The organism is Paraburkholderia lebeckiae (assembly GCF_014201005.1).
Lineage (GTDB): Bacteria > Pseudomonadota > Gammaproteobacteria > Burkholderiales > Burkholderiaceae > Paraburkholderia > Paraburkholderia tuberum.
On sequence record NZ_JACHDK010000002.1, the window covers coordinates 673329 to 693962 of the forward strand.

Consider the following 20634-nt stretch of genomic DNA (forward strand, 5'->3'; position numbering starts at 1 on the left):
ACGGGTCAGTGCCCGAGTTCTGGAATCTTGCGGTCGTCGCGCAGTTGCGCCGCGCGGTCATCTTGCGACGCACCGAGCGGCATGTCGGCAAGCGGTTCGGCTGTAGCGATTTCAGCGATGGCAGCGCGCAACGCATCCAGCCCCTGCCCGGTGCGCGCGCTCAAAAAGACGCGCGAAATATTACCATACTCGTCCCGCTCGACCGCGTCGCCACGGGCTGCCAGCTCTGGCACCGCGTCGATCTTGTTGAACACGAGCACCTGACGGATCGTGTCCGCGCCGATCGCGTGCAACACCTCGTTGACCTGATCGATCTGGTCGAGCCGCACCGCGCTCGATGCATCGACGACATGCAGCAGCAGGTCCGCGTGAATGGTTTCCTCAAGCGTCGCGCGGAACGCGGCGACGAGCTGGTGCGGCAGCTCGCGGATGAAACCGACGGTATCAGACACCACCACCTGCCCCGCTTCGTCGCCCAGATACACGCGCCGCGAGGTGGTATCGAGCGTGGCGAACAACTGGTCGGCGGCATACGCCTGCGCCTTGGTCAGCGCGTTGAAGAGCGTCGATTTGCCGGCGTTCGTGTAGCCGACGAGCGACACCGAAATCGTCTGGTTGCGATTACGCGCCCGGCGTTGCGTGCCATGCTGGCGGCGCAGCTTGTCGAGGCGGATCTTGAGCGCCTTGATGCGCTCGCCGATCAGCCGGCGGTCGGTTTCGAGCTGCGTTTCGCCTGGACCGCGCAATCCGATACCGCCCTTCTGACGTTCGAGGTGGGTCCACGCGCGAATCAGCCGAGTCGACAGATATTGCAGCTGCGCGAGCTCGACCTGCAGCTTGCCTTCGTGGCTGCGCGCGCGCTGCGCGAAAATGTCGAGGATCAGACTGGTGCGATCGACCACGCGCCGATTAAGCGCCCGCTCCAGATTGCGCTGCTGCGCAGGCGCCAGAGCATGGTTGAAGATCACGAGCTCGATGTCGTTTGCTTCGCACGCAAGGCGCAATTCTTCGGCCTTGCCGCTGCCGACGAACATCTTCGCGTCGGGACTGGAACGGCGTCCGGTGAGGGTGACCAGGGGGTTCGCGCCCGCGCTTTGCGCGAGCAGGCTGAGTTCTTCGAGACTGGCTTCGAAATCGATCTTGCCGAAGTCGATGCCAACGAGCGCTGCATTGATCAAATTGGAGGATATCAAAATGACGCGGCCGGGAATGATCGCCAACGGGCGACGATGTGCCGGCCGCGGCGAGGGTTAGGACTGTTCGGAATCCGGGTGGAAATTCACCGGACGGGCAGGCACGACCGTCGAAATGGCGTGCTTGTAGACCATCTGGGTGACCGTATTCCGGAGCAACACGACGTACTGGTCGAACGATTCGATGTTCCCTTGAAGCTTGATGCCGTTGACCAGGTAGATCGACACCGGCACATGCTCTTTACGCAGTGCGTTCAAAAACGGGTCTTGTAACAATTGCCCTTTGTTGCTCATAGCAAACTCCGTATTTTTTTGCAGGTTGACTGAATTGACGGCGAAGAAAAAGAGATCCGCCGCCAACCGCTACACTATAGCTGATTTTCATTTCGACGCGCGGGCCCGGGACCCCCGGCCAAACCCAGCATACACGCGGGTTTCAGCCCAGGTTTAAGACCAGCTTCAGCTTGCTTCAGCCTTTGTCCGCGTAAGGGTTCGTCGACGATCTGAACTCTATTCGCAATGGAGTCCCCGTCAGCTTGAAAGTTTCCCGGAAGCGATTTTCGAGGTACCGCTTATACGTGTCGGTGATCGCGTCGAGCGCATTGCCGTGAATTACGATAATCGGCGGATTCTGCCCGCCCTGGTGTGCGTAACGCAGCTTCGGACGCACCGGACCGCGACGGCGCGGCTGCTGAAATTCGACCGCCTCAATCAGCGCGCGCGTCAGCTTCGGCGTCGGCAGCTTCGACATCGCGGCCGTGTACGCGTCGTCGACCGAACGCATCAGCGGCCCGATTCCGGTTTTTTCCGCGGCGGAAATGAAATGGAATTTGGCGAAGTCCAGAAATTTTAGTTTGCGTTCAAGGTCGGCTTTGGTGCGCTCGCGCACATGCGGATCGAGACCGTCCCATTTGTTCACGCCAACCACCAGCGCGCGGCCCTGCTCGACGACGAAGCCAGCAATGTGCGCATCCTGATCCGAGATGTCCTGACGCGCGTCGAGCAGCAGGATCACGACGTTCGCATCGGAGATCGACTGCAGCGTCTTCACGACCGAGAACTTTTCGATCGCCTCGAACACCTTGCCGCGGCGGCGCAGGCCGGCCGTGTCGATCAGCGTATACGGCTTGCCGTTGCGCTCGAAATCGACGTAGATCGAGTCGCGCGTAGTGCCGGGCATGTCGAACGCGATCACGCGCTCTTCGCCGACCAGCGCATTGATCAGCGTCGATTTGCCGACGTTCGGCCGGCCGACGATGGCGATCTTCACGCCGCGCGCTTCCTTGTCTTCCTCGCTCTCTTCGGGCTGACCGCCATACGCGACTTCGAGCGCCTCGTTGATCATGTCGGTGACGCCGTCGCCGTGCGCGGCCGAAATCGCGCGCGGATCGCCGAGACCGAGTTCGTAGAAGTCGGCCGCGACGTTAGCGTACTTCATGCCCTCGGCCTTGTTCACGACGAGGAAGATCGGCCGGCCGACCTTGCGCAGATAGTCGGCGATCGACTTATCCTGCGGCGCGAGACCGTTGCGGCCATCGACGATGAACACGACGACGTCCGACTCCTCGACCGCCTGGCGGGTCTGGCGTGCCATCTCGTGCAGGATGCCGTCTTTCGCGACCGGCTCGAAGCCGCCGGTGTCGACGACCAGATACGGCCGCTCGCCGGCGCGTCCTTCGCCGTAATGGCGATCGCGCGTGAGACCGGGCAGGTCGGCAACCAGCGCGTCACGCGAACGCGTAAGGCGGTTGAACAGCGTGGATTTCCCCACATTGGGGCGCCCAACGAGGGCAATAACGGGTTTCATCTGATGTTGTTCACGGTGAAACGCGGGATCGCAACCGATCGCGCGCGTAGCGACGCCAGGCGGCCGCCACGGGTGGCGTTGTGACGAAATTATCACGAATTCAGTCTGCTCCGGATGCGCGATCGATATGCACATCCAGGCAGACGGGCGTGGGCTTCACAGACGCCGCCGGGGGGCGCCTGCTTCAGACCGGGCTGCTCGACGGCTGACGCGCTCGTGTTCGAGGGCGTCTTTAATTTGCAAGGCCGCCGACGAAGCGCACGCGCCGCCTTGCATGTCGGCGGCCACAGCCTCGATCCGACTTGCCGGACCAGCCCATCCGGCGATTTTTTATTGAGCCTGCCCGATCACGCGACGGGCAGCGTGGCAACCCGACGTAGGAGCCGCACGCCAAAGCCGGCGCAGACCTCAATTAAAAAGCGCGCGGCCGGCGAAGCCGGCCTGCACGCCTGACATCATCTACAACGATCAGCGCGGACGATAGCCGAACAGGCCGCCGTCGCGCGTCTGTACGACTAGCGTGTCGCCGGCCAGCACCGGCGCCGCAGTAATCGCGCTGCCGTCGGTCTTCACTCGTGCGACGAGCGTGCCGTCGACGGTCGACAGGAAATGCACGAAGCCCTTGTAGTCGCCGAACACGGCCGCGCGGCCGAGCAGCATCGGCACGCTCAGGTCGCGGTTCTTCAGCGTGTCGTTCTTCCACAGCGCCGAGCCGTTGCTCACGTCGAATGCTGACACGACCGACCAGTCGTCGGCAGCGACCACGCTGCGCTCATCCTGTGCGAGGCCGCTCGTGCTCGAGAACGCCTTCCCCCACAGCGCGCGGCCCGAGTTGGCGTCGAAACAGCCAATCTGGCCCTGGAACGTCACCGCGCAGGTCTCCGAACCCACCAGCGTGGGCGGGCCGGTCACGTCGTTGATACGCTCGACCTCGGTCACGCCCTTCGGATACGACACCGGCGTCTGCCAGTAGGCGTCGCCCGTCTGCAGGTTGATCGCGGCGAACGATCCGCCCGGGAAGCCGGCCAGCACGGCCGCGTCACCTGCGAACGTCATGCCCGACGACACGCGCAGGTTCAGCGGCACGGCGCGGTTGCGGAAGTTCCACTTCTGCTCCCCGGTTTGCGCGTTGAACGCGACGATCTGGCCGTCGATCGTGCGCACGATCACAAGGCCGTTGCCGACGAGCGGCGGCGTAATGATCTCGCCCGGCGCCTTCGCGGTCCACAGCTGCTTGCCGTCCGCGCCTAGCACGTACACGTCGCCCTTCAAGCCACCGACCGCGGTGAGCGTGCCATCGCTGCCGACGCCCGCCGACAGGTCATCGTGCAACTTGACTCGCCACACGTCCTTGCCCGTTTGCGCGTCGATCTTGGCGACCGTGCCATTCGTGCCGGCAGCGTACACGGCATTGCCGACCGCAACCGGCGAGAACAGGTAGCGGCCCGCCTTGCCGACGCTCGCCGACCAGGACTGCTGCACGTCGAGCACGGGTTTGAACTCGGTGAGCGGCGTCGGCACACGGCGCTCGTCTTTCGTGGATGAGCAAGCCGCCAGCGTGAGAACGGTCATCGCACAGATAACGGGCACGGCGTAACGTTTCAGCAGATTCATCGGTGGACGAAGCATTCAGGAAATTGGATTAAAGGAGACCGCCTTGCGGTCGTGGCTCGCGGCGCGCCGCGCGGGACGCTCAGCCGCCAAGCGCATCCAGCTTGAACTGGATCAGCTGGTGCGCCGAACTGTCGCTGTTCGACAGCGAGTCGAGCGCGAGCTTGTAGGCCGCGCGCGCTTCGTCGCGCTTGCCCTGGGCGGCGAGCAGGTCGCCGCGGCGGTCTGCCACGACGCCCTTGAAGGCATCCGATTGTGGCTCGGCCAGGAGCGCGAGACCCTGGTCGTATGCCTTGTCGTCGAGCAGCAGCGATGCCATGCGCAGCTTCGCGATCTGCTTGAACTCGTCGTCCTTCGCGTGATCGATCGTCCATTGCAACTGCGCTTTCGCGCCGGCTTCGTCGCCAGCGGCGTAGAGCGCCTTGGCGGCGCCGAGCGCGGTCATCTGCGCGTAGGCAGTGCGGCCGAATTTGTCTTCCATGTCGGCGGCGACGCGCGCGATCTGCGCCTTGTCGCCCGATGCCGCGGCTTGCTGAACCTGGTCATACAGCACCGCGGCTTCCGCGGCCTGACGACGCTGCCAGAAATTCCAGCCGTTCCAGCTCGCGCCTGCCAGCAACACCACCAGCACGATCCACGTGGTCGCATTGCCCCACTGCTTCCACCATGCCCTCAGACTTTCAATCGATTCTTGTTCGTCGTGGTAACTCATTGCCCGGCGATTTCCTCTTTCTTGCTACGTGTGCGTGTCGAGCCAGCCGGCCCAACGACATCGCGATCAGTCGTCGCCGTCTTCGGCGGATGCAACCATCGCATTGATTAGATATTCGGTCAAGTCTTCGGCGGGTACGTTCTGTTGCTCGTTCTTACCGCCGTTGGCTTGCGTATCGCGCAGCGGTTTCACGCCGACCGTGCCGTTGGCCATCTCATCTTCGCCGAGCACGACCGCGAACGCGGCGCCGCTCGCGTCGGCGCGCTTCATCTGCGACTTGAAGCTTGCCGACTGACCGTCCGCGCTGCAATGCAGGATCACGTCGAGACCGGTATCGCGCAGACGCTCGGCGATGATGAACGCCTGCTCGCGCGCGGCGCCGCCCTGATGGACCACGTACACGTCGCAACCTTCGTCTTCCGGTACGAGCTGCTCTTCCTTCAGCAGCTCGAGAATTCGCTCGACGCCCATCGCCCAGCCGCACGCAGCCGTCGGCTTGCCGCCGAGCTGTTCGATCAGCGGATCGTAGCGGCCGCCCGCCGCGACCGTGCCTTGCGCGCCGAGTTTGTCGGTCACCCACTCGAACACGGTCAGATTGTAGTAATCGAGACCGCGCACGAGACGCGGATTGATCGTGAACGGAAGGTTGTTCGCCTTCAGCAGACGCTGCAGAGCTTCGAAGTGCGCGCGCGATTCTTCCCCAAGAAAATCGATCAGCTTCGGCGCGTTCCGCGCGACTTCCTGCAGCGCAGGATTCTTCGTATCGAGCACGCGCAGCGGGTTCGTATAGAGACGACGCTTCGCGTCTTCGTCGAGCACGTCCATGTGCATTTCGAGATACGCGATCAGTTCGACACGATGCGCGGCGCGCTCTTCAGCGAGGCCCAACGAGTTGATTTCGAGCTTGATGCCAGTCAGTCCGAGATCGTCCCACAGACGCTGGCACATCATGATGATTTCCGCGTCCGCATCCGGACCCGCGAAACCGAGCGCCTCGACACCGACCTGGTGGAACTGGCGATAACGGCCGCGCTGCGGACGCTCGTGACGGAACATCGGACCGATATACCACAGACGCTTCGGGCCATCGTACAGCATGTTGTGTTCGATCGACGCGCGCACCACCGCCGCCGTGTTTTCCGGGCGCATCGTCAGGTTTTCACCGTTCAATGCGTCCGTGAAGCTGTACATCTCTTTTTCGACGATGTCGGTCACTTCGCCGATACCGCGTGTGAACAGCTGCGTATGCTCGACGATCGGCGTGCGGATATTCTGGTATCCGTACGAACGCAGCATCGACTTGACGGTGGTTTCGAAAAATTCCCAGAGCCCGGCTTCCTGCGGAAGGATGTCGTTCATGCCTTTCACGCCGGACAGCTTCTCGAGCTTTTTCTTCTGTTCAGTCATCTGTGTTTCGATAGCCGGTATTTAGTTGAGCGCGTCGGCGCGGCCATAGCGGCGCTCGACGTAGTCGCTCACGATTTGCTGGAATTCTTGCGCGATGTTCTCGCCGCGCAGCGTCTTCGCCTTTTCGCCGTCGATGAACACCGGCGCGGCCGGATTCTCGCCCGAGCCCGGCAAGCTGATGCCGATATTCGCCTGCTTCGATTCGCCCGGACCATTGACGATGCAGCCCATCACCGCGACGTGCATCTGCTCGACGCCGGGATACTGGTCGCGCCACACCGGCATCTGCTGACGCAGGTAGGTCTGGATCTGCGACGCGAGTTCCTGGAACAGCGTGCTCGTGGTGCGCCCGCAGCCGGGGCACGCGATCACCATCGGCGTGAACGACCGCAGGCCCATTGTCTGCAGAATCTCCTGACCGACGATCACTTCGCCTGTGCGCGACGCGCCCGGTTCCGGCGTCAGCGAAATACGGATCGTATCGCCGATGCCCTGCTGCAGCAGAACCGACAGCGCCGCGGTTGACGCGACGATGCCCTTCGAACCCATGCCCGCTTCGGTCAGGCCAAGATGCAGCGCGAAATCGCAACGGCGCGCGAGTTCGCGGTACACGGCAATCAGATCCTGCACGCCGCTGACCTTGCACGACAGGATGATCTGGTCGCGCCCGAGGCCGAGTTCGACCGCACGTTCCGCCGAGCCGATCGCCGACTGGATCAGCGCTTCGTACATCACGCTTTGCGCTTCCCACGGAGTGGCGCGCGAGCCGTTTTCGTCCATCATCTTCGCGAGCAGGTCCTGGTCGAGGCTGCCCCAGTTCACGCCGATGCGCACCGGCTTGTCGTATTTGACCGCCGTCTCGATCATCTGCGCAAACTGCGTGTCGCGCTTCGCGCCGTGCCCGACGTTGCCCGGATTGATCCGGTACTTCGAAAGCGATTCCGCACAGCCCGGATAGTCGCGCAGCAGCAGGTGGCCGTTGTAATGGAAGTCGCCGACGAGCGGCACCATCACGCCCATGCGGTCGAGTTGCTCGCGGATCGCCGGCACAGCCGCCGCCGCTTCCGGCGTATTCACGGTGATACGCACCAGTTCGGACCCGGCTTGCGCCAGTTCCTTGATCTGGATAGCGGTGCCGATCGCGTCGGCGGTGTCGGTGTTGGTCATCGACTGCACGCGCACCGGCGCATCGCCGCCGATGGTCACGAGCTGGCCGCCCCAGCGGACGTTGACCGCATGCGACTTGCGCCGCATCGCGGGGCCGCCGAACACCGGCTCGTCTGAAACGATCGTGCTACAGGATTGGGATTGAGCTTCGGTTTGCATCGAAAAACCCATTTACGCCGCACGCGCTATGCAAAAACGCAGCGCCTGAATTGAAAAAGCGCCGCGGACCGGTTGGCCGCGGCGCGTACCGTATCTGTCAAGGCAGCGCAAAGCGCGCCACGTTGCCCTTTGCTGTCGCATATTTCGACGGATCGACGGGCTGGCCGTCGAGCGTCACCGACTCGAGACCCGCCTTGTTGCCGACCGTGACCTTGAACGGACCGACACCCGTCACTTGCTTCGGATCGCCGGCATGCACGAGTCCGGAGAACAGTTCCTTGCCGTTCTTGTCACGCACGCTGAACCAGCTGTCCTGCGTCACGCGCAGCGCGACGACCGCCTCGCCGAGCGCTGGCGTGACCGCCGGCGCCGACGCGTTCGCCACGACCACCGGTGCATTTGCGCTCTCCATGGCGGCCTGTGCCTGAGCCTGCGAGCCGGCCTTCGGCGCCGCGGTCGTCGGTGCCGGCGTTACCGCTGTATTTGCTGCCGGGCCCGAGCCCGGCGCGGTGCCAGTGGCAAGCGGAGCCGGCATCGGCGTTGCCGACGCAGACGCCGCATTATCCGCGCTCGCCGCGTTGTCCGCCGTGGCCGCCGCCGATGCCCCTTCCGCCGCCGTCGCCGGACCCTGAGCAACCGCGCCCGAAGCCGCCGTGTCGCTGCTAGTCGAACTATTCGCGCTTGCCTTCAGGCGCGCGAGCCACGCGGACGAATCACCGCCGTTAGTGCGCCACATCCCGAGTGCGATGACGGCGACGACGATCGCCGCAATGCCCCACAGCCACGAACGGCTCTTATGCCCGCTGTCGCCGAGCGACAGCGAAACCTTGCCGCGCGGCAGATCCTTGCCCGATGACGCCGGCATCGACAGATTCGGCGCCGGCACGCCCTTCTCGCGACGCAGCGCCGCCGTAAAAGGCGCCGGATCGGCGCCCAGCATTTTCGCGTAGCTGCGCACGACGCCGAGTGCAAACGTCGTGTCCGGCAGATGGCTGACGTCGCCCGCCTCGAGCGCGCTCAGCTTGACGACCGACACCTTCAGTCGCGCCGACACGTCCTCGATAGTCCAACCTTTCGACTCGCGCAACTGGGTCAAGCGCGCGCCAACCGCTGCCAGCGAATCAAGGGCCGGGTGCACGACAGGCTGGACCACCGCCCTTGCAACAGGTGCAGGATGGCCATCGTTCGTGTCTGTCTCGTGCGGCTGCGGGTGCTGCGGCTCACTCATCCCAAATCCTTTCGCGTCGATTCTTTTAATCGTGCGACCGGACGGGCTCGAGCGTCACGTCCAAATCGCAGACCGTTTATAACAAAATGTGCGGCTTTGTGTACCGCTCCCGATCGATTCTGCAAACTTTCATTTAATCGCCGGTGGCATGGGAGCATTTTTGCGCTCGCGGTGCTTTCCGCCGAACGCCGACGCCCTGCTGCCCCTCGCGATTACACGGCGCGAACCTCGATCACCTTCGCCGCCTTCCCGGTGCGCTCAGCAAGACGCGTGCGGTCTTTCACCGCGCCGGCCAGCTGACCGCAGGCAGCATCGATATCGTCGCCGCGGGTCTTGCGCACAGTGGTGACGACGCCAGCGTCGATCAACACCTGCGCAAACCGCTTGATCTGTTCCGGCTTCGAGCGGATAAGGCCCGATTCGGGGAACGGATTGAACGGAATCAGATTGAACTTGCACGGCACGTTACGCGTGACGGCGAGCAACTCGCGCGCGTGCGCCTCGCTGTCGTTCACGCCATCGAGCATGCAGTATTCGAACGTAATGAAATCTCGCGGCGCAACTTTCAGATAGCGCTCGCACGCTGCCATCAGCTCGCGCAGCGGATACTTTTTGTTGAGCGGCACCAGCACGTCGCGCAGCGCGTCGTTCGAGGCATGCAGCGACACCGCGAGCGCCACGGGCAGATCCGCGCCGAGCCGGTCCATCATCGGTACGACGCCCGAAGTGGACAACGTGACGCGCCGGCGCGACAGGCCGTACGCATTGTCGTCGAGCATCAGGCGCATGGCCGGCACGACCGCGTCGTAATTGAGCAGCGGCTCGCCCATTCCCATCATCACGACGTTCGTGACGACGCGCTCGCCCTTGCCGTCGCCGCCCATCGCGCGGCCGCCAGCATCACCACGCGACGCGCGCAGCGCAAACTCAGCCATGCGCAACTGGCCGATGATTTCGCCGGTGGTGAGATTGCGGGAGAACCCTTGCTTGCCGGTCGAGCAGAACCGGCAGTTGACCGCACACCCGGCCTGTGACGACACACACAGCGTGCCGCGCGTTTCTTCGGGGATGTAGACGGTTTCAACGGCGTTGCCGTTTCCGACGTCGATCAGCCACTTGCGTGTGCCGTCCGACGAAACGTGGTCGCTGACGACGCCCGGCATCGTGATCGCGGCGCGCCCTTTGAGCTTTTCGCGCAAGGACTTCGCGAGATCGGTCATGCCATCGAAGTCGGAAGCGTTGTATTGATGAATCCAGCGCTGCAATTGCTTGGCGCGAAACGGTTTCTCGCCCAGGCTGTCGCAATAGGCGACGAGCCCTTGGGCGTCGAGGTCGAGAAGGTTGACGGAGGGACTGCTCGTCATATCGAATCCTGCCATTTCATTGCGAGACTACGTTCATGCAACAAGCTGCATGAACGCCGTGCCCGTTAGCGCCCATTCCTGCTGCTTTTACCTTACTACTTTGTCGTGCAACGCGCGCGATTCATGCGATAAAACAATTCGGCTGCACGAAACGCGCCAGGCGGACACGGCTTACGACCGAGGCCAGTGCCTGACCTCAGCGCGAGGCGCTCAACGCGAGTAGACGTTGACTTGGGGGAAGAAGAATGCGATTTCAATCGCGGCCGTTTCCGGTGCGTCCGAGCCGTGCACCGCGTTGGCGTCGATGCTGTCCGCGAAGTCGGCACGGATCGTGCCCTTTTCTGCCTTCTTCGGGTCAGTCGCACCCATCAGATCACGGTGTTTCAGGACCGCGTTTTCGCCTTCCAGCGCTTGCACGACCACCGGACCCGAGATCATGAATTCGACGAGGTCCTTGAAGAACGGACGTGCCGCGTGCACGGCGTAAAACTTCTCGGCGTCAGCACGCGACAGATGAACCATGCGCGATGCCACGATCTTCAGACCAGCGTTTTCAAAACGGGTATAGATCTGGCCGATCACGTTCTTGGCCACTGCGTCCGGCTTGATAATCGACAGGGTGCGCTCGATCGCCATAAAAACTCCAAAAAAATTAAGAAGTTACAGATTCAAATGAATCCGCTATTGTAGCATGTTCCCGTGCACCATTGCGATTGAACCCTTACAGCACTGAAAGGATCAAAGCAAAGGGCGCGAAATACTGGTAGCGTAGGCCATGTGGGCGACTGGAGGTATTGAAACTCCGTGCTGCCGCGCTAATCTTACGGATGAACGGTGCGCCCGCCGGCGCTTCGCAAATTGCCGTATCACCATCACGAAACACGCTTCCGAGGTAAGGAGAGATCATGAACGAACATCCGTATATGTTTGGCCGCAACGGCGCGGTCAGCACGGTCGAAACACGCAACCGCGTGCTACGGAATACCTACTGGCTGCTCGCGCTGTCCATGATTCCGACCGTGCTCGGCGCGTGGGTGGGTCTTGCCACCGGCTTCTCACTGTTCGCCGCCACCAGCCCCGCCATGAGCATGCTGGCATTCTTCGCGATCGCCTTCGGCTTCATGTTCGCGATCCAGCGCACCAAGGACAGCGCCGTCGGCGTCTTCGTACTGCTCGGCTTCACGTTCTTCATGGGGCTGATGCTGTCGCGCATTCTCGCGTTCGTGCTCGGCTTCTCGAACGGCCCGTCGCTGATCATGCTCGCTTTTGGTGGCACCGGTGTGATCTTCGCGGCCATGGCGACCATCGCCACGGTCAGCAAACGTGACTTCTCGGGCCTCGGCAAGTGGCTCTTCATGGGCGTGATCGTGATCCTGCTGGCTTCGGTCGCGAACGTGTTCCTGCAACTGCCGGCGCTGATGCTGACGGTTTCAGTCATGGCAATCGTGATCTTTTCCGCCTACATCATGTTCGACGTGCAGCGCGTCGTGAACGGCGGCGAGACGAACTACATCACGGCGACGCTGGCGATCTACCTGGATCTGTACAACGTGTTCGTCAATCTGCTTGCGCTGCTCGGCATTTTTGGCGGCAACCGCAATTAAGTTTGCCCGGGGTCGTGCGGCGTGCCCCACGCCGCACTCGACGCTCAAATTAGAAGCCCATAACGATTGCTCGTTATGGGCTTTTTCATTACCTGACCACCCGGTGCATGGCGTGCAGCGCGACTGGACGCCAACCGGGCGCCACAGTCACACCGTCAACCACGCGAAACCTTCGCTCTGCGACGCAACCACCACCTCCTTGGGAGCCGCGTCAAGCACGCCCGCCAGCGCCGCCTGCGCAAGTTCCGGCAGATTGTTCTGCTGGCTCAGATGCGCCGCGACCAGATGCCGCAAGCGCGAGCGGTCGAGCGACGCCAGGATTTCAGCCGCCGCGTGATTGTTCAGATGCCCGTGATTGCCGCCGATACGCGCCTTCAGCGACGGCGGATAACGACTGCCCGCGAGCATCTGCACGTCGTGATTGCATTCGAGCACGAGCGCGTCGCAGCCACTTAGCACCGCGCTGATATGCGGCGTGGACGTGCCCACGTCGGTGAGCACGCCAAGCCGGCTCGCGCCGTTCGAGAACACGTATTGCAGCGGTTCGCGGGCGTCGTGCGGAACGGTATAAGGGAGAATGCTGAGCTCTCCGATCGCTACCGCCTCGTCGCCCCACAGCACCTGCAGGTCAACATCGGCTTCGTCGGCGCCCACCGCGCGCGCGGTGCCCCAGCTCATGTACAGCGGAATCGACCACTTGCGCGCCAGCGTCAATGCGCTGCCGATGTGATCGCTATGTTCATGCGTAATCAGGATCGCGTCGAGGTGCTCGGCACTCGCGCCGAGCCGCGTCAGACGCCGCTCGACTTCGCGCGCGGAAAAACCGCAATCGAGCAGCACGCGCGTGGTGACCGCGCCGCTGTGCGCCTCCACCAGCAGCGCGTTGCCTTCACTGCCGCTGCCGAGACTCGCGAAGCGCACGACCCGCCTAGTTCAGTTGCGCGTGCAGCAGCGACACGATGCGCTGCGCGTCCGACGACGTGTCAATCTGCCCATTCGCGTCGACGACCGCGATCTGCGTCACCGCGTCGCCCTTCGCGCGCACGTTGACGAGGAATTCCTGGCCCGGCTTGCGCGTCGAATTGCCGCTGTAGAACAGTTTGCCGAACAGGCCTTCCTTCTTCAGTTCCTGCATCGAATCCGCGTAGCGGACATAGTAGATGCCCTTCTCGCGATCGCGGTTGTCGACCGTAAAGTTGGTGCGATCGAGCGCGAGGCCCACACGCAGCCAGGCACGGTCGAATGACTCCTGCAGATCGAGCGTCGACGCACCCGCGCTCTGCTCGATCGTGGTCGGCGCGGCGGCGGGGCGCGCGTCGGTCAGCAGCTGCTTCGACTGTGCTTCAGTCAGGCCGAATTTCTGCATCAGCTTGGCGAGAAACAGCGCCTCGAGCGCCGGATCACGCGGACGTTCTTCCCAGCGCGAAGACGTCTTGTCCTGCCCGGTCATCACCTCTTCCATCGCGCTGTGCGTGATCGAGATATCGGTCGCGCTGTCCGAACCGCGCGATACCAGCGTGCGGAAACTGTCGCGGGTGCCCGACGAATAGGCGAAGTCGATGACCTTGCCGATCGTGCGGCGGAACCAGTCGTCCGGAATGTTCGCACGGTTTTCCGCCCAGTCGGTCGTCATGATGCCAGTGGCCGGCGCATCGGTCTTCAGCACGAAGCCGTTCTCCTGCCAGAACTCCTGCAGCTGCGGCCAGAGCTGTTCCGGGGAACGGCCGTCTACCACCAGCCAGCGACGGTCGCCGTCGCGGTCGATATGCATGCCGAGCGGATCCTGCGCGCTCGGCTGACCTTCGGTCGCGTTGCCGGCCGCCGTGACAGCGCGCGTCGGCGTGCCACCAAGCGCCAGATTGGCGGGCGGTGCCACATAGCGCTGGTCGTTCGGCGACGTGCTCAGATCGCTCGGCACGGCGAGCGGCGGCGCGCTCGAGGTCGCCTTGTAGTTGACGCGGTCGGAAGCGAACCAGTCGTTCAGCGTGTCACAGCCGGCGAGCGTCGATAGGGCAAGCGCCAGCGCCGCCATGCGGGTTGCGTGGAGGGAAAGTGCGGAACGTTTCATGTGGTCCTTCGTGATGCTGGAACGCGATGCCTCGTTCGATCTGCCGGGAACGTGGGCTGAAGCGACGTCGGTTAATGAAATGCCGGTGGCGGTCTTGCGTGGGCGGCGGGACGGTCGGCCCGTTCAGCCGAGCAGGCCCGCTTCGCGCAGCGCGCCGCGCACCACTTCGTGGTATTGCGCGTCGAGCGGCGTGAGCGGCAGGCGGATGCCGCCCTGCACACGCCCCAGTTGCTGCAGCGCCCACTTCGCCGGAATCGGATTCGCTTCGGCAAACAGGTACTTGTGCAGCGACAGGAGTTTCAGATGAATGTCGCGCGCGGTCTTCACGTCCGCGGCGAGCGCGGCCTTGCACAGTTCGCTCATTGCGCGCGGCGCGACGTTCGCGGTGACCGAAATATTGCCGTGACCGCCGAGCAGCATCAGCGCGATCGCGGTGGGGTCGTCGCCGCTATAGATGCCGAAGTGCGCCGGCGCCGACTTGATCAGATGCGCGGCGCGGTCGATGTTGCCCGTGGCCTCCTTCACGCCGACGATGCCCGGCACCTGCGCGCAGCGCAGGATGGTCTCGTTGCTCATGTCGGCGACGGTGCGGCCCGGCACGTTGTACAGAATCACTGGCAGATCGACGGTTTCGGCGATCTTCGCGAAATGGCGGTAGATGCCTTCCTGGGTCGGCTTGTTGTAGTACGGCACGACCTGCAGCGTGGCATCCGCGCCGACGTCCTTCGCGTGTTGCGTGAGTTCGATCGCCTCGGCGGTGGAATTGGCACCCGCGCCCGCGATGACAGGAATGCGTCCAGCGGTGTGCTCGACCGCGGTCTTGACCATCAGCACGTGTTCTTCGACCGACAGCGTGGCCGACTCGCCGCTCGTGCCGACCACGACGAGCGCATTCGTGCCTTCCTCGACGTGCCAGTCGATCAGTTTGCGAAACGCCGGCAGATCGAGGCTGCCGTCTTCGAGCATCGGAGTGATGATGGCAGGAATGCTGCCGCGGATCTGAACGCCGTCCTGGTGACCGCTGTGGTTGCCGTTAGTCATGAAACGCCATGAATATGATCAGGTAAAGCGCGATTGTAGCGGATTAGCCAGCCAACTCGTAACAAGGTGGCGCTGTTGCCCGTGCGGGATCATGCCCCCTGGCCGTTTCCCGAACCGCGCAGATGCGCTGAACGTAGGCCGGACGCGGCTCGGCGAGAAATCCGTCCTGAAATGCGATCACCCGCAGGTGGCCCCGCACGGTGTCGAGCAGCTCGCCAGGCGCGAGCAAAAACGCCGGATTGGAGGGTTTGCCGACGCTTTCGTTTCCTTGCGCGAAGGTCTCGTAAACCAGTACGCCGCCGGGCGCGAGCGCGCGCAGCAACTGCGGAAAAAGCGGCCGGTGCAGGTAGTTGGTGACCACGACAGCGGAGAACGCCGCATCGGCCGGTAGTGGCCACCTCGCGCCTTCGAGATCGGCCACGACAGGTGTGACGAGCGGCGCGTCGCGCAGCAGGTCGAGAGCAGCCGCGTCGCGATCGATCGCGGTGACCGGATGGCCGAGCGATGCAAAAAAGCGCGCGTGCCGCCCGGCCCCCGACGCGACGTCGAGCACCGCGCCGCCCGGCGCGATCAGGTGCGCCCAGTGACGCACCCAGCGCGACGGTTCACCGAGGCCATGCAAGCCACTGGTAACGGGCGTGCTCATCGCTGCACCTCGGTGCGTCGAGTGCGCATCAGTTGTACGACAGCCCCATCGCCTCACGGACCTCGCGCATCGTTTCGGTCGCGAACCGGCGTGCCTTGTCGCAGCCATCGGCGACGATCGCGCGCAACAGCGACGGGTCGTCCATGTACTTCTGCGCGCGCTCGAGCATCGGCTGCTGCTCGCGCAGAATCCCTTCGACGACCGGCTGCTTGCAATCGAGGCAACCGATGCCTGCCGAGCGGCAGCCCTTCTGCACCCACTCGTGGGTCGCTTCGTCGGTGTAGACCTGATGCAGTTGCCACACCGGGCACTTGTCGGGATCGCCCGGATCGGTGCGGCGCACGCGCGCGGGGTCGGTCGGCATCGTGCGGACCTTCTTCGCGATGGTTTCCGCGTCTTCGCGCAGGCCGATCGTGTTGCCGTACGACTTCGACATCTTCTGGCCGTCGAGACCCGGCATGCGCGACGCCTCGGTCAGCATCGCCTGCGGTTCGACGAGGATGATCTTGCGCGAACCTTCGAGATAGCCGAACAGGCGCTCGCGATCGCTCATCGACAAGCTTTGCGATTCCTGCAGCATCGCCCGCGCGCGTTCGAGCGCTTCGTCGTCGCCTTCCTGCTGATACGCGTTGCGCAACTCGTGATACAGCTTCGAGCGCTTGCCGCCGAGCTTCTTCGCGGCTTCGTTCGCCTTCTCCTCGAAGCCCGGCTCACGGCCGTACAGGTAGTTGAAACGACGGGCGATTTCGCGCGTCATCTCGACGTGCGGCACCTGGTCTTCACCGACCGGCACGAGCGAGCCGCGATACAGCAGAATGTCCGCCGCCATCAGCACCGGATAGCCGAGGAAGCCGTAGGTGGACAGGTCCTTGTCCTTCAGCTTTTCCATCTGCTCCTTGTAGGTCGGCACGCGTTCGAGCCAGCCGAGCGGCGTGCTCATGCCGAGCAGCAGCGCCAGCTCGGCATGCTCGGGCACCTTGCTCTGGATGAACAGCGTCGCCTGCGCCGGATCGATGCCGGAAGCGAGCCAGTCGGTCAGCACGTCCCACACATTCTTTTCAATCACTTCGGGCGTTTCGTAGTGCGTCGTCAGTGCGTGCCAGTCGACCACGCAGAAGAAGCACGGGTATTCGGATTGCAGCCGCACCCAGTTTTTCAGCACGCCGTGATAGTGGCCGAGGTGCAGCGACCCGGTGGGCCGCATGCCGGAGAAGATACGGTCTGGAAACATGGTTATTTAGAAAAGCGAAACAAGTGGAGTCAGAATTGCCGTGATCGCGCTATACCCGAGCGTCACGAGTGGCCTCAACCAGAAACGCGTGAGCGTACCCGTCATCACCAGCGCCATCACGATGAAAAAGCCGTACGGCTCGAGCCGCGACAACGCGATCGATTGCTTCGGCGGCAACAGGGCCATCACCACGCGGCCGCCATCGAGCGGCGGCAGCGGAAACAGGTTCAGCACGCCGAGCACGAGATTGACGCCGACGCCCGCGCCCGCCATGCGCGTGAAAAACGGTTCGTTGACATTGAGCCCCGCGAGCGCAACGCCGAACACGCCCCAGAACAGCGCCTGGATGAAATTGCACACGGGCCCGGCCGCCGCGACCCATAGGCTGCCCCAGCGCGGGTTGCGCAGATTGCCGAACGCGACCGGCACCGGCTTCGCATAGCCGAACATGAACGCGCCGCTCGTCGCGAAGTACAGCAGCAGCGGAATGGCGATCGTGCCGAGCGGATCGATGTGCCGCATCGGGTTCAGCGACACGCGGCCGAGCACGTACGCGGTGTTGTCGCCGAGCCAGCGCGCGACGTAGCCGTGCGCAGCCTCGTGCAGCGTGATCGCGAAGATCACCGGCAGCGCGTACACCGCAATCGTCTGTATCAGGGAAGAATCCATAACTCGCTATTGTAACAATGCGCTCGCGCGTGTCTGTCCGCTTTCGTTCACGCCGCTCACGCCGTTTCCTCGAGACCGAACGGCTCGAGCGGGCCGCGCCCTGCCCGCACCAGCACCGGCTCCGAGCCGGTCAGATCGATTACGGTGGACGGCTCGCACACGCACGCGCCGCCGTCAATCACCAGATCGAGCTGCTTTTCGAGCCGCGCGCGGATTTCCTCGGGGTCGTTCAGCGGCTCTGTTTCGCCGGGCATGATCAGTGTCGAGCCGAGCAGCGGCTGGCCGAGCTCCTCGAGAATCGCGAGCGTGATCGCGTGATCCGGCACGCGCAGGCCGATCGTCTTGCGCGACGGATGCGACACGCGCCGCGGCACTTCCTTGGTGGCCTGCAGCACGAACACGTACGGACCCGGGGTCACCGACTTAAGCAGCCTGTACTGCCAGTTGTCCACCATCGCAAAATTGGCGAGCTCCGACAGATCACGCACGAGCAGCGACAGTAGTTGCTTTTCGTCGAGTCCGCGGATGCGCCGCAGGCGTTCGACCGCATCCTTGTCGTCGAGACGGCAGGCGAGCGCGTAGGTCGAATCGGTCGGCAAGGCGACCACGCCGCCGTCGTTGATGATCTGCACGGCCTGCTTGACGAGACGCGGTTGCGGATTGTCGGGGTGAAGCCGAAAGTATTGGGACATTGAGACTCACGATGGCGGCAGACGAACTGCGGCGGATGGGCTGCGGCGAGCAGAGCGCGTGCCGCAGCCAGCCGGCGCGCGGTCACAGCCAGCGTTCCCAAATGGGCTTCAGATCGGCGGGCAGCGGCGGCAGTGCACCGAGTTCGATGCGGCCTTCGCCGGGCGCATGGAAGTCGGAACCGCGCGAGGCCTCGAAGCCATAGCGACGCGCGACGTCCGCATATTCGCGGTACTGGTCGGGCGTGTGGCTGCCGGTCACGACCTCGATCGCCTCGCCACCGAGGTCGATGAATTCGCCAAAGAATGCGTCGAATTCGAGTTGCGAATACGCGTAACGACCGGGATGCGCGACGATCGCGACGCCGCCCGCGGCCTGGATCCAGCCGAGTGCGTCGGCGAGCTTGGCCCAGCGGTGCGCGACGTAACCCGGCTTGCCGTCGCCGAGATAGCGGTCGAACACTTCCTGGGTGTTCGCGCAGTGGCCGTGCTCGACCAGGAAGCGCGCGAAATGGGTGCGCGACATCATGTCGGGATTCGACACGAAATGCAGCGCGCCCTCGTACGCGTCTGGAATGCCGAGCGTGGCCAGTTGCTCGCCGATTGCTTCGGCGCGCGCGGCGCGGCCGTCGCGCGTGCGAGCGAGGCCGTCGATCAGGATCTGGCTGCTCGGATCGATGCCGAGTCCGACGATGTGCACGGTGCGCCCCGCCCACGTGACCGAAATCTCGACGCCGTTCAGGTAATTCATGCCGAGAACCTCGGCTGCGGTGCGCGCCTCGTGCTGGCCGCCCACTTCGTCGTGATCGGTAAGCGCCCACAGTGTCACGCCGTTAGCGTGCGCGCGGCGCGCGACGTCGGCCGGCGCGAACTGGCCGTCGGAAACGGTGGAGTGGCAGTGAAGATCGGCGTTCATCGTGGTCCTGGAAGGGTTCTGCGGTCATTTTACTGCAATGCAGTAAGGGGCCGCAGGGGTATCTCGCGACGCCAGTGCCGGTTGCCGCGTTCCGCGAGGTCAAGACCGATCAGCGCCGATCCCGCGACCTCCGGGCGACCCACGAGCGCCGTTTCAAACGTAGCTTCAGGCGCGGTGTCAGGCGCAGAACCCCTCGATCAACGCGGCGATCTGCTCTGGCTGGTCGTGATGCACCATATGTCCCGCGCCGTCGACGATCTTCTCGCGCCAATCGGGAAACGCCTGAAAACGCGCCTTGAATTCGTCGAGCGGAGTGTCGCCGGCGATCTGCGCGAGCGTCGGCGAGCCGGCGGCCTCGACGTGCAGCACCTTCGCGCTGACCTTACGCCACACCGCCATCACCTCGTCGGCGATACAGCGTCGGACCGCGGACCTTGTGCGCCGGATCGGCGAGCAGCATGAAGCGCCCTTCGCCATCCGGCTTCGACCAGTGCTGCGCGAGAAACTGCGCACGCCGCGGAACGAGGCGCGGATTGGTTTTGATCAGGCGCGCGGCGACCTCGTCGAGTGACGCGTAGCGCTTGAGCTGCGGTGGATCGCGCAATTCGTCGAGCCAATTGAGCAGGCGCTTCGGCGCCTGCGCCGGATGCGATGGCGCGAGCCCGAAGCCCTCCAGATCGACCACGCGCCGTACCCGCTGCGGCCGCACGCCCGCATACAGGCACACGACGTTCGCGCCCATGCTGTGACCGACGAGGTCCACCTGGCCGTCCGGCGCGTAGTGGTCGATCAGCGCGTCGAGATCGCCGAGATAGTCCTGCACCCAGTAGCTGCCGCCGCCGCGCTCGGCGACCGGCCAGTCGGACAGACCGAAGCCGCGCATGTCGGGCGCGATCACCTGCCAGTCGCCACCGAGCGCATCGACGACGAACTGGAACGACGCGCCGACGTCCATCCAGCCGTGCAGCATGAACAGTGTCCGCGCATCGGGATGGCCCCAGCGCCGCACGTGCAGCCGGACGCCGCGCACGGCAACGAACTCAGAGCGGGATGTATTCATGAACGGCGCACCGCAAAAAAGAATGGTCGTTCGATTATAGGGACAGCGGCGCAAGAAGCGGT

Annotated in this window: 20 protein-coding genes and 1 pseudogene; 2 read left to right on the forward strand and 19 right to left on the reverse strand. The window is 63.9% G+C overall.

The annotated features are described in order from the left end of the window. Positions 1 to 5: 5 nt before the first annotated feature. The 3 genes from hflX to der all read right to left on the reverse strand — a co-directional run bounded on the left by hflX (position 6) and on the right by der (position 3000). Positions 6 to 1220 (reverse strand): GTPase HflX, encoded by a 1215-nt coding sequence (gene hflX / locus HDG39_RS06300; protein ID WP_409259150.1) that lies wholly within the window; start codon positions 1218 to 1220, stop codon positions 6 to 8. A 30-nt stretch (positions 1221 to 1250) separates the two neighbouring features. After that, positions 1251 to 1487, reverse strand: a complete 237-nt coding sequence (gene hfq / locus HDG39_RS06305) for an RNA chaperone Hfq (protein ID WP_006051315.1) — start codon at positions 1485 to 1487, stop codon at positions 1251 to 1253. 175 nt (positions 1488 to 1662) lie between these two features. Further along, on the reverse strand, positions 1663 to 3000 hold the full coding sequence (der, locus tag HDG39_RS06310; RefSeq protein WP_184004111.1) for a ribosome biogenesis GTPase Der: 1338 nt from the start codon (positions 2998 to 3000) through the stop codon (positions 1663 to 1665). A gap of 216 nt (positions 3001 to 3216) precedes the next feature. Here der and HDG39_RS06315 point away from each other — a divergent pair, with 216 nt between their 5' ends. Continuing rightward, the gene (locus HDG39_RS06315; protein WP_184004113.1) at positions 3217 to 3453 is read left to right on the forward strand and encodes a hypothetical protein; all 237 of its coding nucleotides are present in this window, start codon (positions 3217 to 3219) and stop codon (positions 3451 to 3453) included. A gap of 15 nt (positions 3454 to 3468) precedes the next feature. Here the strand turns inward: HDG39_RS06315 and bamB are convergent, their stop codons facing one another. The 7 genes from bamB to ndk all read right to left on the reverse strand — a co-directional run bounded on the left by bamB (position 3469) and on the right by ndk (position 11284). Then, a complete protein-coding gene (gene bamB, locus HDG39_RS06320; RefSeq protein ID WP_184004115.1) occupies positions 3469 to 4614 on the reverse strand; it encodes an outer membrane protein assembly factor BamB in 1146 nt (381 codons plus the stop codon). A 79-nt stretch (positions 4615 to 4693) separates the two neighbouring features. Beyond that, positions 4694 to 5323: a YfgM family protein gene (locus tag HDG39_RS06325; RefSeq protein ID WP_184004116.1), complete on the reverse strand. Its 630-nt coding sequence runs from the start codon at positions 5321 to 5323 to the stop codon at positions 4694 to 4696. A gap of 66 nt (positions 5324 to 5389) precedes the next feature. Continuing rightward, positions 5390 to 6730: a histidine--tRNA ligase gene (gene hisS / locus HDG39_RS06330; protein ID WP_184004118.1), complete on the reverse strand. Its 1341-nt coding sequence runs from the start codon at positions 6728 to 6730 to the stop codon at positions 5390 to 5392. A 21-nt stretch (positions 6731 to 6751) separates the two neighbouring features. After that, on the reverse strand, positions 6752 to 8068 hold the full coding sequence (gene ispG / locus HDG39_RS06335; protein ID WP_184004121.1) for a flavodoxin-dependent (E)-4-hydroxy-3-methylbut-2-enyl-diphosphate synthase: 1317 nt from the start codon (positions 8066 to 8068) through the stop codon (positions 6752 to 6754). An 85-nt stretch (positions 8069 to 8153) separates the two neighbouring features. Beyond that, the gene (locus HDG39_RS06340; RefSeq protein ID WP_184004123.1) at positions 8154 to 9284 is read right to left on the reverse strand and encodes a helix-turn-helix domain-containing protein; all 1131 of its coding nucleotides are present in this window, start codon (positions 9282 to 9284) and stop codon (positions 8154 to 8156) included. 212 nt (positions 9285 to 9496) lie between these two features. After that, on the reverse strand, positions 9497 to 10648 hold the full coding sequence (gene rlmN / locus HDG39_RS06345; RefSeq protein ID WP_184004125.1) for a dual-specificity RNA methyltransferase RlmN: 1152 nt from the start codon (positions 10646 to 10648) through the stop codon (positions 9497 to 9499). A 210-nt stretch (positions 10649 to 10858) separates the two neighbouring features. Further along, positions 10859 to 11284: a nucleoside-diphosphate kinase gene (gene ndk, locus HDG39_RS06350; protein ID WP_018417559.1), complete on the reverse strand. Its 426-nt coding sequence runs from the start codon at positions 11282 to 11284 to the stop codon at positions 10859 to 10861. 269 nt (positions 11285 to 11553) lie between these two features. Between ndk and HDG39_RS06355 the strand changes: the two genes are divergently transcribed. Continuing rightward, on the forward strand, positions 11554 to 12252 hold the full coding sequence (locus HDG39_RS06355) for a Bax inhibitor-1/YccA family protein (protein WP_018417558.1): 699 nt from the start codon (positions 11554 to 11556) through the stop codon (positions 12250 to 12252). Between the two features lie 147 nt (positions 12253 to 12399). Here the strand turns inward: HDG39_RS06355 and HDG39_RS06360 are convergent, their stop codons facing one another. From HDG39_RS06360 to HDG39_RS06400, 9 genes and pseudogenes are all read right to left on the reverse strand, one after another. After that, a complete protein-coding gene (locus tag HDG39_RS06360; RefSeq protein ID WP_184004127.1) occupies positions 12400 to 13173 on the reverse strand; it encodes an MBL fold metallo-hydrolase in 774 nt (257 codons plus the stop codon). Between the two features lie 7 nt (positions 13174 to 13180). Then, positions 13181 to 14320: an NlpB/DapX family lipoprotein gene (gene bamC, locus HDG39_RS06365; protein WP_184004129.1), complete on the reverse strand. Its 1140-nt coding sequence runs from the start codon at positions 14318 to 14320 to the stop codon at positions 13181 to 13183. A gap of 123 nt (positions 14321 to 14443) precedes the next feature. Next, positions 14444 to 15361, reverse strand: coding sequence for a 4-hydroxy-tetrahydrodipicolinate synthase (dapA, locus tag HDG39_RS06370; RefSeq protein WP_184004131.1), 918 nt, complete (start codon positions 15359 to 15361; stop codon positions 14444 to 14446). 43 nt (positions 15362 to 15404) lie between these two features. After that, a complete protein-coding gene (locus tag HDG39_RS06375; protein ID WP_184004133.1) occupies positions 15405 to 16007 on the reverse strand; it encodes a class I SAM-dependent methyltransferase in 603 nt (200 codons plus the stop codon). A 28-nt stretch (positions 16008 to 16035) separates the two neighbouring features. Then, positions 16036 to 17238 carry a tryptophan--tRNA ligase gene (locus HDG39_RS06380; protein ID WP_184004135.1) on the reverse strand — a complete coding sequence of 401 codons (1203 nt, stop codon included), beginning with the start codon at positions 17236 to 17238 and terminating at the stop codon, positions 16036 to 16038. A gap of 6 nt (positions 17239 to 17244) precedes the next feature. After that, on the reverse strand, positions 17245 to 17907 hold the full coding sequence (locus tag HDG39_RS06385) for a site-2 protease family protein (protein ID WP_018417552.1): 663 nt from the start codon (positions 17905 to 17907) through the stop codon (positions 17245 to 17247). Between the two features lie 56 nt (positions 17908 to 17963). Then, positions 17964 to 18599, reverse strand: coding sequence for an L-threonylcarbamoyladenylate synthase (locus HDG39_RS06390; protein ID WP_184004137.1), 636 nt, complete (start codon positions 18597 to 18599; stop codon positions 17964 to 17966). 82 nt (positions 18600 to 18681) lie between these two features. After that, the gene (locus tag HDG39_RS06395; RefSeq protein WP_184004139.1) at positions 18682 to 19512 is read right to left on the reverse strand and encodes a 3',5'-nucleoside bisphosphate phosphatase; all 831 of its coding nucleotides are present in this window, start codon (positions 19510 to 19512) and stop codon (positions 18682 to 18684) included. A gap of 177 nt (positions 19513 to 19689) precedes the next feature. Beyond that, positions 19690 to 20572 (reverse strand): annotated as a pseudogene (locus HDG39_RS06400) (alpha/beta fold hydrolase). Between the last annotated feature and the right edge of the window lie 62 nt (positions 20573 to 20634).

What these genes read in the sequence shown, in the direction of transcription:
- HDG39_RS06385 (WP_018417552.1), bottom strand. Translation starts at nt 17,907, where the DNA reads ATGGATTCTTCCCTGATACAGACGATTGCGGTGTACGCGCTGCCGGTG.
- HDG39_RS06375 (WP_184004133.1), bottom strand. Translation starts at nt 16,007, where the DNA reads ATGAGCACGCCCGTTACCAGTGGCTTGCATGGCCTCGGTGAACCGTCG.
- der (WP_184004111.1), bottom strand. Translation starts at nt 3,000, where the DNA reads ATGAAACCCGTTATTGCCCTCGTTGGGCGCCCCAATGTGGGGAAATCC.
- ispG (WP_184004121.1), bottom strand. Translation starts at nt 8,068, where the DNA reads ATGGGTTTTTCGATGCAAACCGAAGCTCAATCCCAATCCTGTAGCACG.
- bamC (WP_184004129.1), bottom strand. Translation starts at nt 14,320, where the DNA reads ATGAAACGTTCCGCACTTTCCCTCCACGCAACCCGCATGGCGGCGCTG.
- HDG39_RS06355 (WP_018417558.1), top strand. Translation starts at nt 11,554, where the DNA reads ATGAACGAACATCCGTATATGTTTGGCCGCAACGGCGCGGTCAGCACG.
- hisS (WP_184004118.1), bottom strand. Translation starts at nt 6,730, where the DNA reads ATGACTGAACAGAAGAAAAAGCTCGAGAAGCTGTCCGGCGTGAAAGGC.
- HDG39_RS06325 (WP_184004116.1), bottom strand. Translation starts at nt 5,323, where the DNA reads ATGAGTTACCACGACGAACAAGAATCGATTGAAAGTCTGAGGGCATGG.
- HDG39_RS06395 (WP_184004139.1), bottom strand. Translation starts at nt 19,512, where the DNA reads ATGAACGCCGATCTTCACTGCCACTCCACCGTTTCCGACGGCCAGTTC.
- HDG39_RS06390 (WP_184004137.1), bottom strand. Translation starts at nt 18,599, where the DNA reads ATGTCCCAATACTTTCGGCTTCACCCCGACAATCCGCAACCGCGTCTC.
- hfq (WP_006051315.1), bottom strand. Translation starts at nt 1,487, where the DNA reads ATGAGCAACAAAGGGCAATTGTTACAAGACCCGTTTTTGAACGCACTG.
- HDG39_RS06340 (WP_184004123.1), bottom strand. Translation starts at nt 9,284, where the DNA reads ATGAGTGAGCCGCAGCACCCGCAGCCGCACGAGACAGACACGAACGAT.
- ndk (WP_018417559.1), bottom strand. Translation starts at nt 11,284, where the DNA reads ATGGCGATCGAGCGCACCCTGTCGATTATCAAGCCGGACGCAGTGGCC.
- bamB (WP_184004115.1), bottom strand. Translation starts at nt 4,614, where the DNA reads ATGAATCTGCTGAAACGTTACGCCGTGCCCGTTATCTGTGCGATGACC.
- HDG39_RS06380 (WP_184004135.1), bottom strand. Translation starts at nt 17,238, where the DNA reads ATGTTTCCAGACCGTATCTTCTCCGGCATGCGGCCCACCGGGTCGCTG.
- dapA (WP_184004131.1), bottom strand. Translation starts at nt 15,361, where the DNA reads ATGACTAACGGCAACCACAGCGGTCACCAGGACGGCGTTCAGATCCGC.
- rlmN (WP_184004125.1), bottom strand. Translation starts at nt 10,648, where the DNA reads ATGACGAGCAGTCCCTCCGTCAACCTTCTCGACCTCGACGCCCAAGGG.